Genomic DNA, 14,921 nt, shown 5'->3' with positions numbered 1-14,921 from the left:
CGCATGGTTAATAACCGTCAGCGTGCTACCCGGCTTAAAGCATTAAGTTTATCGTTGAGAACGTTATGACCCGAATCAAGAAAACGCGTAAGGCAGGTGATGCTGCCCCCAAACATGCGCCAAGAACCAAAAAATCAGAACGAGTACTGGCGCGTAAAAAACAGGATTCCGGCAACAAAGCTGGTAGCCGCCAAAATCCTGAGGGCAGTGCTGCAAAAGGTTCGCAGGCCGCCAAAGATCCCCGTATTGGCAGTAAAAAACCGGTGGCATTGGGCACAGAAGTGATGGCTAGCCAGGCCAAAGTGGCCAAAACCAAACTGACCGATGAGCAGCGATTACTGCAGTTGGAAGAAGATCCACGCTTGAATCAGCTACTGGATATGCTGGAAGAAGGCCGCGACTTGTCGGCAGCCGATCAACAGTGGCTGGAGCAACAATTAGCGAAGATTGAAACGCTGATGCAAAAACTGGGTATTGAAGATCTGGATGAGACTGATATTGTCAGCAATGACAGTGATGAAGCCTTATTGGATAAATTTGATACGGGTTTAGCACAACTGCAAAACTACCAGAAAGAGTAAACAGGAGCCGTTTTGGAGATAGTTCTGATTGTCATCGGCATGTTGATTGTGGCCGGTCTGAGTATGTATGCCACGATTTTATTGCTGCGGCTGAAAAAACAGACCGCAGCCAATAAAGCGGCATTACATGCACAGCAACAAGCCCTAGAGCAGAAACGGCAAGAACTGCTGGGCGATATTCGTTATATCGCCGCCGCGATGACAGAAGACCGCTGTGAAATCTCTGAAGGGGTGTATCGCATTGCCAAGTTGTTTGAACTGTTATCGCTGACGGAGCGCGTGTCCGGAGAATTTCCCGCTTTTTATCAACACTTTGATGTAATTAAAAGCCATCCGATCCGCGATGCCCGCGCCCAACTCCAGAAGCAGGAGCGCATGCGTCTGGACTTACAGCGCATGAAATCAGAGTCTGCATTACAAGAAAATATACTGCTGGAAGCCAAGCGTTTGATACAGTTTGAGCCGATAACCCATTAACAATGCTGATGGCGCGATAGGTTATGTAAGTTTCTCAAGCCGTAATAGCGCGGCGTGAGTCGGTGCACAAAACCCGGAAAAGGCGGCAGACATGGCCGTCTTTTTCATGGATATTCGCTACTTTCCAGTTGGCTGATTGTTTTTTTCAACCTTGATCAAGGTTATTAGACTAATAAAGCCGCATACTTCGCCCATTGCTAAATTACTGTCGGAGGACTCGCCTTGAAGCAGCCCACACATATCAGTTGGGATCAGTCGATGATCGAAAAGTACAACTACAGCGGCCCGCGTTATACTTCTTATCCCACCGCGCTGGAGTTTGATGAATCATTTACTGAAGGCGATTTACTGTCGGCGATTGCCAACAGTAAAGGCGAACATCTGTCGCTGTATGTCCATGTGCCCTTCTGCGCCAAGCTGTGTTACTACTGTGGTTGTAACAAGATAGTGACTCGTCACCAGCACAAGGCGGATCAGTATATTGAATACCTGGCAAAAGAGATTGTGACTCGTGCGCCACTGTTCAAGCACTACAAAGTCACCCAGATGCATTGGGGCGGCGGTACACCGACTTTCCTGTCACCAGAACAAATTCTACGACTGACTTCACTGCTCAAAGCGAACTTTGATTTTGCCGATGAAGGCGAGTTCTCTATTGAAGTGGATCCACGAGAAATCGAACTGTCCATGTTAGATACGTTGAAAGAAGCCGGATTTAACCGGATTTCTATCGGGGTACAGGACTTCAATAAAGAGGTACAGGTTGCGGTTAACCGTGAGCAGGACGAACAGTTTATCTTTGACCTGATCAACAAAGCCAAAGCCATGGGTTTTGTTTCTACTAACGTGGATCTGATCTACGGCTTGCCTTATCAGACCCCAGAAACATTTGCCCAAACCATCAGCAAAATTCTGGAACTGTCGCCAGATCGTTTATCTGTATTCAACTATGCCCACCTGCCGGCACGTTTTGCCGCACAGCGGAAAATCAAAGAAGAGAATCTGCCAACACCACAACAGAAGTTGGAAATTCTGCAGTACACCATCGAAACCTTGACTGGTGCAGGGTATCAGTACATCGGGATGGATCACTTTGCCAAACCTGACGATGAGTTAGCAAAATTGCAGCGTGAAGGTCGTCTACACCGTAACTTCCAGGGCTACACTACTCAGCCGGAATGTGACCTGTTAGGCCTTGGCGTATCGTCCATCAGCCAAATTGGTGATTGCTACGCGCAAAACCAGAAGGATATTCATCCTTACTATGAAGCGATTGAAGCTACCGGCCACGCGCTATGGAAAGGCTGCAAGCTGAACCGCGATGACGAAATCCGCCGCGCGGTGATCAAACAGCTTATCTGCCACTTCGAACTGGATATGGCGAAGATGGAACAGCAGTTAGGGATTCAGTTTGAACAATACTTCGCAGAAGATCTGAAGCTGTTACAGACCTTTATCGATGACAAGCTGGTGACTATCGAAGATCGTAAAATCGCCGTTAGTTCTACTGGCCGCCTGTTGATCCGCAATATCTGTATCTGCTTTGACGTGTACTTCCGTGAGAAAGCACGTCAGCAACAGTTCTCTCGGGTAATTTAACCCGCCGCCATTGCAACAAAGCCGACGTCAGTCGGCTTTATTTTTACAGCGTTCATATAAAGCCCGGCGCTCGCTATCAGACAAGAACGCCATCTCTACCCCATTTTGCTGGATCTGCCGTAGCTGCGCAGAACTCAATCCTATCTCGGTACTGGCAACTTGGTATTCATGCTGAATATCGATACCACTGACACCGGGATCATCGGTATTCAACCCCGCACAAATCCCCGATTCGAGGAATGTACGTAACGGATGCCCGGCGTAGGACGCCACAGTAGAGGTTTGTAGATTACTGGTGGGACACGACTCAATACCAATCCGCTTCTCCGCCAGATAAGCCATGAGTTGGGGATCTGACACTGCCTTAACGCCATGACCGATACGGCTAGCGCCAAGCGCTTTAATCGCCTGCCAGATGCTTTCTGGGCCAGCGGCTTCTCCGGCATGTACGGTGATCTGTAACCCGGCATCCCGCACGCGTTTGAAGTGCGGGCTAAACAGTTCACCGGGGAACCCCAACTCATCACCCGCTAAATCAATGGCCACTAAGCCATCAGCATAGGCGAGTAAAGCTTCTAGCTCCCGCAAACAGCAAGCTTCACCGTAAGAACGAGACATGATACCAATCAGCTTAATCGCCACCGGATATTGTTTCATTCCGTCACGAATACCCGCTAGCACCGCTTCCACTACCCCGGGCAGCGGTAAGCCATGGGATTGCGCCATGTAATAGGGGCTAAAACGCAGCTCAGCGTAATCCAGTCCAGAGGCGGCAGCATCGGCGACATTCTCAAAGGCTACGCGCTTGACCGCCTCTAAGTCGGCCAACACCGCCACCATCCAGTCCAACTTGCGGAGAAACGCCAGCAGATTTGCTTCCGTTCCTTGCACCTGCACCACGGCACGCAATTCCGCCAAGGAGGTTGCAGGTAAACTGATGCCATGCTGTTGTGCAAGTTGCCAGATAGTTTCAATACGGACATTGCCGTCAAGATGGCGGTGTAAATCCACCAAAGGAATGGAAGCATCAATCATCTGCACTACCTTTTTGTTATGAGTATTAGTAAAGTGCAAGCTATTCTAGCATGGCGTCACGCCTGTATGTAAAACCTATAGCATAGGCGTCGCAGCAATATTCTGGCGCTGATACATTGATGGCAGCAAACATGACCGAGACACAGGGACAGCGGTGACATGCAGCAACAGCAGTTAACAGATACCACCGCTTTGACACAATTCTGGCAACAGGTGACACAATCAAGGCTGGTCATTGATGAGCATTTATCACTCGCCTACTGTTTTATCCAACATCCCGAATCAGACAAGGCCATTGTGCTCAGTAATGGACGGGTGGAAAGTTATCTCAAATACCAAGAAACCCTGTATGACTTTTACCAACAGGGCTATAGCGTTTACGCCATAGATCATATTGGTCAAGGTTTATCTAGCAGACTGACCAGTAACCCTCATAAAGGCCATATTGATCGCTTCAGTCGTTATGTTGATCATCTGCAACTGTTTATCGATACGGTAGTAAAACCAGCAAAACACGCACAGTTATTTTTAGTCGGCCACTCTATGGGCAGCGCCATCGGCACACTGTATCTGCAACGCCACCCTGAGGTGTTTAGCGCTGCGGTATTCTGTGCGCCCATGTACGGGATAAAATTGCCGTTACCACGCCGTTTTATCTTGTGGTTAGCCAAACTTCTGCACCGTTATGATTCAGGCCAAGAACCTAATTACGTGCTTGGCGGTCACAACTACCGCGCCGTTGCCTTTAACAAAAACCAACTGACACATTGCCAAATCCGCTACAACCGCCTGTTGCAGTTGTATCAGCAATATCCGCAAATCCAGCTAGGCTCGCCCACCAATCAATGGTTGCTTGAAAGTCTAATGGCCAGTGAGCACGCCAGACAGATAGCCGCCGCCAACCACACCACACCGTTATTAATTCTACAGGCAGGTAATGACCAAATCGTCGACAATAACGCCCAACAGGGTGCACTCGGCGCGAAGACACAGTTGGTAGTTATCGCGAACGCATACCATGAACTGTTCATCGAAAAAGATGACTATCGCGATGCCGCGTTACAACAGCTGTTCCAGTTTATTGAACAACATACTCGCCACCAGGTATAGCCGTCGCGGTTCAGCACTCACCAAGTAACGCGATGTAGTGAAACATTCAGAGCTATCAATACTGATATTTCAGTGTTAATTCCAAAAGTCAGTGCCTTTGCTGGGCGCTGAATCCCGAATGACGGGGCCGGGAAATGAATGCCCATAAATGGCGGTGATCTCAATATTGCGGGTCAATGACCAGGTAGCGTTAACCGATGCTTCTGTCGCCACATAATGGCCATTGGTATTTTGCGCAGCGCGCAGCAGCTGACCAGCGGGGCCATATACGCCATCGTTTGACGACAGACGCCAGTAGAAATCGACTTCAAACGTCAGCGCTAACGCTGATGATGGCGAGAAACTAACATACGGGTGCAGGTTGAAAAAATTTCTGGGGCCCAACAGCGCTAACTCCGAGAAATAATTGCCCCTCGGGAATATTGCATTAAAAGCGCCGAGTTGCGCGGATGTGGGATCCTTGTCACCACTTGCGATATTGGTAGAAATCCCAATCGCCGGGCTGTTGCTATAAGGTAGGTCTCTACGAGTGTTACTGGCAATGCTCCATGCCCGGATGTCCCCGGCGCCAAAGTGGCCAAACTGGTAGATAAACTCCCAGTCCCAATGCCATGCCCCATCATTTCCCCAAAAACGAGCGCCCACACTATGCCGCAATTCATCATCTTTGCCTTGCATAAAAACCGCTTGTTCATTGCGATAGCCAAGGTAATACAGATCCAGGTTATTTTCGTCCAATCCGAATCCGAGATCTTTACCAACACTGTAGATCCCCCACAGCGCTTGTTGCTGATCCAGATGGTCATCGAAAGCCCCTGAATGCAAGACCCAAGGCCTAGCGGCCACCACATCGATGCGCCAGTGCGCAATGGCTAATTGCCATTGGATAGCATCAAAGCGCCGGCGAACATTGGGGCCTTCCCGCACATCCACCAACCTTCCTGACCCGAAATTCAGTTCTTGCCGACCAACCGTCAATCTTGACTTAGGACTGGTTTGCCATTGGAGGAACCCTTGCTGGACGCTCAGCTTATTCTCATCGACAGGAGATGGGCCATCGGCTCTGCCAGATTCTAACGCACTGTTGATTTGTCCAAACAAACGAAGATTGCGGACAGGTTTAAAATCGGCGAACAATACATAGCGCTGCATAACAACGCCATGTTTGTCCTGTGGATCATCACCCCAAGTCGGATCTGCGGTATTTTCGTATCTTGCGCGGATCTCCCCGCCCAAACTTAATAAACTATCCTGCCATGGTCGGAGACATTTATATTCAAATCCCGGATGACCTGCGTTACACCATGCAGACCAGTCTTCATCCTGCCGCAGCTTGGTGTAATTCGGAACATCACTGTTCGCGCGCACCGTAAACACTGCGACGAACAGTGACATGCCAATAAACCACTTCATGAGGGGCGTCCGAAAGCGATTTTGCCTGGGCCGATAACCAGCAAGAGCAAAAAGCCACCGATAATCGCCAAGTGTTCCAAGCTGATGGTTAATGCCATGCGCCATGCGTTTTCAGGCAGCCCAAGCGGCCAATGAGCAATCAGTGTTGCTATCAATGTAAATAGCAACAGCGCCAATATACCCCAGCGAAAAAAGATGCCAGATAACACGGCTATCGCCCCCACTAACTGCACGATAATAGTGAATATCACCGCAGAGGAAGGCAGCCCAAGACTTGTCGCTTCGGTCACGGCCGCTTGCCAATTGATAAGTTTGTCGAAGCCGCTGAATAGAAATACTGCGCTCATCGCTATCCGACTGACAAACAGCGTTAAATCACGATTCATAATATTTTCCAATCTCTTAGGCGATTAAATAATCCGTCATTAAAAAACCCAGCGTCATGGCAACGACCAAGAGCGCCCCGACGATTCTAGGCGGCGCAGGTGATGGAATATCAAACCACCGGCATCCCATGCCGATTAACAGCCCCAGCAAAAGACCTAACACTATCTGCAACATTTTGACCTCCTAAAGCCCGTTGGGACCGCCACAATTTTTCCGCTGTTCCGCTTCTCGATGAGGTGCTACTCGATCGACCAAGCTATAGCCTAATGTCATGGCGAGCACTAACAGCGCCCCCACCAACGCCGGCGGTGCCGGCAAGGGATCTCGGCCAAACGACAGCCAATGCCAATCACAAAACCTAACAATAATCCCAGCACTATCTTCATCTGATATCTCCTTCACCATGTGCTCTAATCGCAACAAAATGCTCTACTTTTGGGGGTTTCGGCCCTAGATGAAAGGCCAATACTTTGGCTTGTAACGCCTGATCTGAACGGGTGACACGATGATGCTGCCTTAAATGTTCATGCCAGGACTGCACGAGAAAATATTCGAGGTAACGCCCGGGTTGGCTGGTGTCTGCAAAGACTCCCCAGGCATAGGCACCGTCTCGATGCCGTTGGCGTTTTAACTCTTGCGTGATGCTATAGAATTCGTTGTTTTGTAATGGATCGATCAAATATTCAATCATGACCATTACCGGGCCATGCGAGCCGCTGATTCCCTGTTCGGCGGTGGGTTCTGGCCAGTGCAGTGACTGCGACAGATCCATATCCACGCCAAGCTGCAATTTAGCGCGCCAAGTCAAGGGAATGACCAACAGCGCACCCACCGCCGCAATACAAAGCACCGTGGGGATCCCTAAATGAGCAGACAGATTGCCCCAGAACAGACTTCCGGCACTCATCGCACCAAAAAAGACGGTGACGAAAATAGCCAAGCCGCGAGCTCTTACCCATTCAGGCAATGCCACTTGTGCCGAAACATTGAGGCTGGTCAACACGGCGATCCAAGACATTCCGGCTAACAGGCAGACGGCAATTGCCAATGTGTGGCTGCTGCTGGTCGCCAACACCAGCATACAAATCGCGGTGCCTATGGTGCCAGCGGCAACCAGCTTGTCAGCGCCGAGCAGTGATTTCATCTTGGGTAAGGTAAACGCACCCGCGACGGCCCCCAACCCAACAGCGCCCATCATCATTCCGTATAAATTGGCATCGCCAGCAAGCACTTGCCGGGCAATCAGCGGCAGCAATGCCCAATAGGCACTGGCAAAGAGAAAGAAGCCTAATGCCCTTATCAGCGTGGTTTTTAATGGCTGACTGTGTCTTGCATAGCGGACGCCAGCCCGGATAGCACTCCAGAAACTCTCTTTGGGAATGGTGTCAGCTGACACTTTAGGCGGCGACCACCAGAACACCGCCGCAATCACCAGTAAAAAACTCAAGCCATTGAATAAAAACGGCAAGGCAATGGATAAACTGATGATAGTGCCCCCACCGCCGGCCCTATCGCGCGGCTAATATTGATGCCTACGCTATTGGCAGCAACGGCCTGCTGTAACACTGGCTTTGGGACAAGGCTGGGAACAATGGCTTGCCATGCCGGTGCCGTTAATGCAGCGCCAATCCCCATCACGAAGGTAAATATCAGCAATAGCCACGGGGTAATTATGTTATTGGCGACTATGTAAGCCAGGGTTAATGCGGTAATGGCCAGCACCGATTGCACCAGTAACAACAGTTTGCGTTTATCTACAATATCGGCAATAGCACCGGCCGGCAGCGCAAACAGGAATAACGGGAGCGTGGTGGCAGTCTGCACCAGCGCAACCATCACCGGTGATGGGGCCATCGATGTCATTAACCAACCGGCACCAACATCGTGCATCCATGTCCCGACATTGGATAACACGGTCGCCACCCATAACACCGCAAAACTTTTGTGGTAAAAAGGGGCAAAGGCGCTGTTGGCTGCGGGGGTTGCAGCGGCGGGGCGCATGGATGTTTCAGGCATAATTTATCCTGATTGCCGGCCACTAGGGCCGGTTTCTTTAAAATGCAAAGCAATTACATCCCAGTGCACCCCAGAATGCGGTTTTATCCTTATCGCTAATCGGTAATCCCGCGAGCCAGGCCGACTGATGCTGATGGCCGTGCAGACCACAACTACACGAGCAGCCACAACTCACCTTGGCAGCAGAAGCATTCTTACCCTCGGATTTTCGCCAGTGCCCACCATATTTTCCGACCGGTGACCATTCAGGTGAAGGCGGCGGAGCGCCGGGATCCAGCTTGGCAAAATCCTTTGCGGCATAGACGACTTTGCCCCCATCACCGTAAGCACAGATTCGATATGCTGAATATCATCACCGGCAACAGCGAAATAATCGTCAGAAAGTACCGAAAGATCTGCGTACTGGCCTTGTGCTAAAGTCCCCTTGCGATCCGCTTCGCCAGAGAACCAGGCCGAACCCTGAGTCCAGAGCCTTAATGCGGTTTCTCGATCTAAACGGTTACGTTCCGGTGTTAATTCGAGTCCGCCCAGCGTCTTCCCTTCACTGAGCCAATACAGACACACCCACGGGTTATATGACGCGACTCGGGTTGCATCAGTACCGGCACCAACCGGGAGCCCCATTTCCAGCATTTTGGCTACCGGTGGCGTGGCTTGCGCGGCAGCTTTGCCAAAACGCTCGACAAAATACTCCCCTTGAAAGGCCATGCGGTGCTGAATAGCGAATCCGCCGCCTAACGCTTTGACTCTTTCAATATTGTGTTCATCTACCGTTTCCGCATGGTCGATAATAAAACGGGTCTTGAATGGCGATTTACCATTGACTCGTTCAAACACATCGAGAAAGCGCGAGATACTTTCGTTGTAGGTGGCGTGTATGCGAAATGGCCATTCCTTTTCCGCTAACAGTTCCACAATGGGCTCCAACTGCTGCTCCATTGAGGCGGCCAAATCAGGGCGTGGCTCCAGGAAATTCTCAAAATCGGCAGCTGACCAGGTGAGATTCTCACCGCCGCCATTGAAGCGAAGATTGGCGTCACCATCACCAGGCATCACCATCTCCGTCCAGCGTTGGTAATCCTCGAGTTCCTCACCGGCTTTTTGAGCAAACAGGTTATAGGCAACCCTGACCGTCATTTGATCCGCTTGATGAAGTGACTCAATGACTTGATAGTCATCCGGATAGTTTTGACCACCGCCACCAGCATCGATTACGGAGGTGATCCCCAATCGATTTAACTCTCTCATAAAGTGCCGGGTGGAGTTGATCTGGTCATCAATGGCTAATTTAGGCGCCTTCGCAAGCGTGGAATAAAGGATCAAAGCAGACGGTTTTGCCACCAGCAGACCAGTGGGATTCCCTTGCTTATCATGGACAATTTCACCCCTGGTGGATTAGGAGTGTTATGGTCAAAACCGAGGACTCTGAGCGCGGCCTTATTGAGCAGTGCGCGGCCATAAAGGTGCAGAATAAATACCGGCGTATCAGGAGCGGCCGCATTAATTTCTTCCAAGGTGGGCATGCGCCGCTCTGCAAACTGAAATTCAGACCAGCCACCGACAACGCGCACCCATTGTGGGGATGGTGTACGCTGCGCCTGCTCTTGCAGAAGACGCAGAGCATCGGCAACCGAAGGCACACCCTCCCAACGTAATTCCATGTTGTAGTACAGTCCACCACGGATCAGGTGGGTATGACTGTCATTCAAGCCAGGGATCACCCTTTTGCCTTTCAGGTCGATAATTTGTGTCTTGGGCCCCGCCAGAGACGTGATTTCGTGACTGCTGCCCATGTCGATAATTTTGCCATCTTTGATGGCGATAGCCGCAACCGTGGGTTGGGAACGCAGTAATGTGGTGATTTTGCCGTTGTCGAGGATCAAATCAGGTGTATTCATAGCACTATCCTTGATTGATATCGCAAGAAGTCATCGTTAAAACGGGGCCACAACAGGCCCCAACTACCGCTTATTTGGCCGGTACGGCAGGCAATATTTCATGCTGAGTTTGGGTGCGTTCTGGCGCGCCATGAACCATGGTGTAGGCATAATCGACCCCCATGCCATAAGCACCGGAATGTTCTTTCACCAAAGCCATCACTGCATCGTAGGTATCACGGTGGGCCCAGTCCCGTTGCCATTCGAGCAATACCTGCTGCCAGGTCACCGGGATCACCCCGGCCTGGATCATGCGCTGCATGGCATAATCATGCGCCGCAACTGAAGTACCACCAGAGGCATCGGCAACCATGTAAATTTCATAGCCGCCCTCAAGCATGGCGCATAACGCAAAGCTGTTATTGCAGACTTCCGTCCAAAGACCTGACACCACAACCTTTTTCTTGCCATTGGCAGCAAGAGCATCACGCACTTTCTGGTCATCCCATGAATTCATCGACGAGCGCTCTAACAACTTGGCATCGGGAAAAACATCCAGCAGTTCGGGGTAGGTATGTCCTGAAAACGAACTGGTCTCTACCGTGGTAATCGTGGTGGGAATTTGGAATATCTTCGCCGCCTTCGCCAAACCAACCGTGTTATTTTTAAGGACTTGACGGTCAATAGACTGCACGCCAAACGCCATTTGCGGTTGGTGATCAATAAAAATTACTTGGCAGTTTGCTGGGGTTAATAACTCGAGTTTTGAATTTTCCATTGCTGTGCTCCTAAACTAAGTAAGGGTTGATGTTGAGCTGCCGATATTTGGCAAAAAGCTTATGTTGTTGAGCTAGTTGGGATATCTAAAAAGCCGACAATCCTGGTGATAACCTCGCTTGGGCAAGACATACCGCTAATCACCCACACAGTTTCTGGGCGGTTTGCGCTATCAGTTCACCTTGAAAATGCGCCCCATCCAGATCCAGTGTGCTGGGGTAACGTTCTCCCTGTCCCCCGCTATCGTGGTGGCGCCGTAGGGGCTGCCACCAGCAATCTCATTGAGTGTCATCTGTCCCTGAAAACTGTAAGGAAGTCCGACGATAATCATGCCGAAATGCAGCAGATTGGTAATGATGGAAAACAACGTGACTTCCTGCCCGCCATGCTGTGTGGCCGTTGAGGTAAATGCGCCCCCACTTTGCCGTTGAGGGCGCCTTTTGCCCAAAGACCGCCCGCCTGATCGAGAAAACTGCTCATTTGCGACGGCATCCGCCCAAAGCGAGTCGGACAGCCAATAATGATGGCGTCGTAATTTGGCAACTCAGCAACGGTGGCAATGGGCGCGGATTGGTCGAGCTTAAAATGGGCAGACTTGGCAATCGCTTCAGGGGCGGTCTCAGGTACACGTTTGACGGTAACCTCTGCGCCAGCAGCCCGGGCACCTTCGGCAACGGAATAGGCCATAGTTTCGATATGACCATAGGTGGAATAGTAAAGGATGAGAACCTTGCTCATGATTAAGCTCCTAGCATATTGATTAATTTAATAATTAATTAGATCAGCTCATGCAGAATTCGAGCAGGTCAGGGTTAATCACGTCTGGGTGGGTGGTACACATCCCATGGCTGAAGCCGTTGTAGATTTTAAGGGTGCCGTGCGGCAACAACTTCACAGATAGCAATGCCGAATCTGTATAGGGAACCACCTGATCATCATCACCATGCATAACCAGAGTGGGCACAGTGATCGCTTTAAGATCTTCGGTAAAATCCGTTTCGCTAAACGCCTTGATGCAATCATAGTGAGCCTTTGTGCCCCCCATCATGCCCTGACGCCACCAGTTCCAGATCACACCTTGATCAACCTTGGCACCGGGGCGATTGAAGCCATAGAAAGGCCCACTTGGTATATCAAGGAAAAACTGTGCACGGTTAGCGGCCAGCGCAGTACGGAAGCCATCAAAGACGTCCATCGGTAAACCACCGGGGTTCTTTGCGGTTTTCAACATGATGGGCGGTACGGCACCAATCAGCACCGCTTTGGCAACTCGGCCTGCTTTGGCCCGGGCAACATAGCGTGCAACTTCGCCACCACCGGTCGAGTGACCGATGTGAATGGCATTTTTCAGATTAAGATGGTCGGTCAGTGCAGCCACATCTGCGGCATAGGTATCCATATCATTGCCAGTGGCGGTTTGTGTGGAACGGCCATGTCCGCGCCGATCATGGGCAATGACCCGATAACCTTTGTGCAAAAAATAAAGCATCTGGCTATCCCACTCATCAGCGGTGAGCGGCCAGCCATGATGGAACACGATAGGCTGGGCATCTTTTGCCCCCAATCCTTGTAAAATATTTCAACGCCATCTTCAGTGGTAATGGTTTGGTTATTTGCAGTCATGGTTACGGTTCCTTGTTTGCTAGTTCCAGCGAGCAGAGATGGGGCAAAGACAGCGGTTCCTGCCAACACAAATCCTATTTTTAAAAACTCTCGCCGATGTTGAGTGACAACTGCTCCCTGGCGTTGCTTGGACATGGTTCTATTCCTTGTTGAGAAAGAGAAATAGCGCTGGAAGTGGCGCCAACGCTTTACCAAACGCTGTGTAATAGCATCTAGTTCATGGCGCAGTAGTTCAATCACACATACGTTGAAATGAACTAAACCTTGGTATGGTTGACGCTATACAGAGGGCGAAAGAATAGAGGGGAAATGAAAGATTTTCTGACCAATGCCAGCAGCAAAAGGCTATTGGGCTATGGGTAAAGTGAAGTGAAACTGAGCCCCGGAAAGCGTGTTATTGGTGACCCACAAATGCCCGCCATGAGCACCAATACATGTGCGGCAAATCGCCAACCCCATGCCCATGCCATCATGTTTGGTGGAATAAAACGGCTCGAAAATCGCCAACAGCTTATCCTCATCGATACCTGATCCTGAATCACTGACAGTCACATGCATCATCGAACCTTCAACGGCGGCAGTAATGGTAATGTCTCTGGGGCCTGTCTTACCTTCCATTGCCTGCGCGGCGTTGAGTATCAGATTCACCAATACCTGTTGAATATTGACGGCGTCAGCCAACACCGAGGGCAAATCTCCAGGTAAATTCACCAGAACTGACGCCTTTAACGCTCGCAATTCCCGCTTAATCAACTGGATAGCATCGTAGACCAGCTTATCAACCGCATGTTCAGAAACAGTGGCTGGCGCGTTATTCAAGTAGGCGCGGGTTTTATCAATCACTTTTTGCGCCCGGCAAGCCTGCTGGTTGACGGTTTGCATGGCGGTGATAGCTTCTTCAATGAACGGGGGATCGCGTTGCAACCAGAGTAGTGCCGCTTCAGAACTGACCAGAATGGCCGCTAGCGGCGAGTTAACTTCGTGAGCGATCGAGGCAGACAAGGCGCCCATCATGGTCATTCTGGTCGCTCGTGCGATTTCAGCCTCAGCGTGCGCCGCCCGCGCCTGTGCCGCTTTGTAAGCGGTAATATCCAGATCCGTCACAAGAATATTAGCAAAATCTCTTTTATTCCGTGGTAAGGCAGCAGAGAACAAGGTATCGCGCGTTTTATCTCCCGCCAGCGTGATGTGTGTTTCCGAACGATAAATGGTGTCGCCAACGGCAAAAGCCACTAACCATTGTAGAAAGGTTTCGTCGGTGTCGGGCAGCAGCGCCTCCAAAGAACCGAGTAGCGCTTGCTTATTAGTGACCCCTGCACGGTTCATTGCTGCTTGGTTGACATCCTTGATGAGCACTTTACTGCGGAGTTGGCGTAACTCGGCGGGATGGGAAGAGAAATAGGCGTGGATATCGCGTTCCCCGGCATTTAAGAGCTGTAATACTGCGTCTCTTGCTGCCGACCAGTCCTCTCGCCACAGCGGAATATCATTGCGTTCAAACACGGTTTCATTCCACCGCTCAGAGCAGGCAAGTTTTTCTTGTAAGCGCCCCACATAGCGTAAATAAAACACCGCGATGGCCACGATATCAACCACGGCCAAAATGGCGAGCAACATATTCAGACGGGAAGAGGGGATTAGCGCCATGCCCGCTATCATTGGCAGCAACAGCGCTAACCCCAATAACAACCACCAAGGCGTGTAATTCACTGGGGCAGCTTTATCGTCAGTCACCGCCCACATGGGCAGTCCAGCATCATTGACCTTACGCTCGTTAAACTCGTTCTCGATTGGCCATAAAGTGTGTGGTTGGCGCATCGTTCTATGTCCCATGTGCATTACCAATATTCAGCATAAGAGTATGCCTTTAACTCCGGTCAGATAACTAAACCATTGTATAGTTGTGGGTTTGTCTCTGCTTAACCCATAATCACCATAGCATTGTTCTAGTACACGGACTGGCGCATCTAAAAAGTAGAATTAGCGACTGCGAATGCAAACAGAATAGACAACAATATTTATGTTG

At 50.4% G+C, this 14,921-nt stretch carries 14 protein-coding genes and 2 pseudogenes; 4 read left to right on the top strand and 12 right to left on the bottom strand.

Annotated features, from left to right (window positions below):
- Positions 1–65 precede the first annotated feature (65 nt).
- The 3 genes from yihI (at position 66) to hemN (ending at position 2,657) form a co-directional block, all read left to right on the top strand.
- Positions 66–581 (top strand): Der GTPase-activating protein YihI, encoded by a 516-nt coding sequence (gene yihI, locus KHX94_RS09150; protein ID WP_213683160.1) that lies wholly within the window; start codon positions 66–68, stop codon positions 579–581.
- Positions 582–593: 12 nt separating this feature from the next.
- The gene (locus tag KHX94_RS09145) at positions 594–1,058 is read left to right on the top strand and encodes a DUF2489 domain-containing protein (protein WP_213683159.1); all 465 of its coding nucleotides are present in this window, start codon (positions 594–596) and stop codon (positions 1,056–1,058) included.
- 222 nt (positions 1,059–1,280) lie between these two features.
- Positions 1,281–2,657, top strand: a complete 1,377-nt coding sequence (hemN, locus tag KHX94_RS09140; RefSeq protein ID WP_213683158.1) for an oxygen-independent coproporphyrinogen III oxidase — start codon at positions 1,281–1,283, stop codon at positions 2,655–2,657.
- Between the two features lie 27 nt (positions 2,658–2,684).
- On the opposite strand, the gene add is transcribed toward hemN, so the two are convergent.
- A complete protein-coding gene (gene add, locus KHX94_RS09135) occupies positions 2,685–3,692 on the bottom strand; it encodes an adenosine deaminase (protein WP_213683157.1) in 1,008 nt (335 codons plus the stop codon).
- Between the two features lie 159 nt (positions 3,693–3,851).
- On the opposite strand from add, the gene KHX94_RS09130 reads away from it, so the two are divergent.
- The gene (locus KHX94_RS09130) at positions 3,852–4,802 is read left to right on the top strand and encodes an alpha/beta fold hydrolase (protein WP_213683156.1); all 951 of its coding nucleotides are present in this window, start codon (positions 3,852–3,854) and stop codon (positions 4,800–4,802) included.
- Between the two features lie 75 nt (positions 4,803–4,877).
- Here KHX94_RS09130 and KHX94_RS09125 read toward each other — a convergent pair whose 3' ends face one another.
- The 11 genes and pseudogenes from KHX94_RS09125 to KHX94_RS09070 form a co-directional block, all read right to left on the bottom strand.
- Positions 4,878–6,215 carry an alginate export family protein gene (locus KHX94_RS09125; protein ID WP_213683155.1) on the bottom strand — a complete coding sequence of 446 codons (1,338 nt, stop codon included), beginning with the start codon at positions 6,213–6,215 and terminating at the stop codon, positions 4,878–4,880.
- Positions 6,212–6,601: a DoxX family protein gene (locus tag KHX94_RS09120; protein ID WP_213683154.1), complete on the bottom strand. Its 390-nt coding sequence runs from the start codon at positions 6,599–6,601 to the stop codon at positions 6,212–6,214. The genes KHX94_RS09125 and KHX94_RS09120 overlap by 4 nt, the downstream gene beginning before the upstream one ends.
- Before the next feature lie 16 nt (positions 6,602–6,617).
- Complete coding sequence (locus KHX94_RS09115; RefSeq protein ID WP_213683153.1) at positions 6,618–6,776, bottom strand: DUF1427 family protein; 159 nt, start codon at positions 6,774–6,776, stop codon at positions 6,618–6,620.
- Positions 6,777–6,785: 9 nt separating this feature from the next.
- Entirely contained in the window at positions 6,786–7,007 is a 222-nt protein-coding gene (locus KHX94_RS09110; RefSeq protein WP_244859387.1) for a DUF1427 family protein, read from the bottom strand.
- Positions 6,985–8,603, bottom strand: a pseudogene (locus KHX94_RS09105) (MFS transporter). The gene KHX94_RS09110 and the pseudogene KHX94_RS09105 overlap by 23 nt, the downstream one beginning before the upstream one ends.
- A 186-nt stretch (positions 8,604–8,789) precedes the next feature.
- Positions 8,790–10,411, bottom strand: a pseudogene (locus KHX94_RS09095) (amidohydrolase).
- Positions 10,412–10,586: 175 nt separating this feature from the next.
- A complete protein-coding gene (locus tag KHX94_RS09085; protein ID WP_213683149.1) occupies positions 10,587–11,273 on the bottom strand; it encodes a hydrolase in 687 nt (228 codons plus the stop codon).
- Between the two features lie 171 nt (positions 11,274–11,444).
- Entirely contained in the window at positions 11,445–11,639 is a 195-nt protein-coding gene (locus tag KHX94_RS21475) for an NADPH-dependent FMN reductase family protein (protein WP_342345827.1), read from the bottom strand.
- Entirely contained in the window at positions 11,600–12,010 is a 411-nt protein-coding gene (gene wrbA / locus KHX94_RS09080; RefSeq protein ID WP_342345826.1) for an NAD(P)H:quinone oxidoreductase, read from the bottom strand. Before wrbA ends, KHX94_RS21475 begins: the two co-directional genes overlap by 40 nt.
- A 43-nt stretch (positions 12,011–12,053) precedes the next feature.
- A complete protein-coding gene (locus KHX94_RS09075; RefSeq protein WP_425314067.1) occupies positions 12,054–12,809 on the bottom strand; it encodes an alpha/beta fold hydrolase in 756 nt (251 codons plus the stop codon).
- 431 nt (positions 12,810–13,240) lie between these two features.
- Positions 13,241–14,728, bottom strand: a complete 1,488-nt coding sequence (locus tag KHX94_RS09070; protein WP_213683148.1) for a sensor histidine kinase — start codon at positions 14,726–14,728, stop codon at positions 13,241–13,243.
- Positions 14,729–14,921: the final 193 nt, after the last annotated feature.

It is taken from the genome of Shewanella dokdonensis (assembly GCF_018394335.1).
Classification (GTDB): Bacteria; Pseudomonadota; Gammaproteobacteria; order Enterobacterales; family Shewanellaceae; genus Shewanella; species Shewanella dokdonensis.
This window is presented reverse-complemented; position numbering and strand designations above follow the sequence as displayed.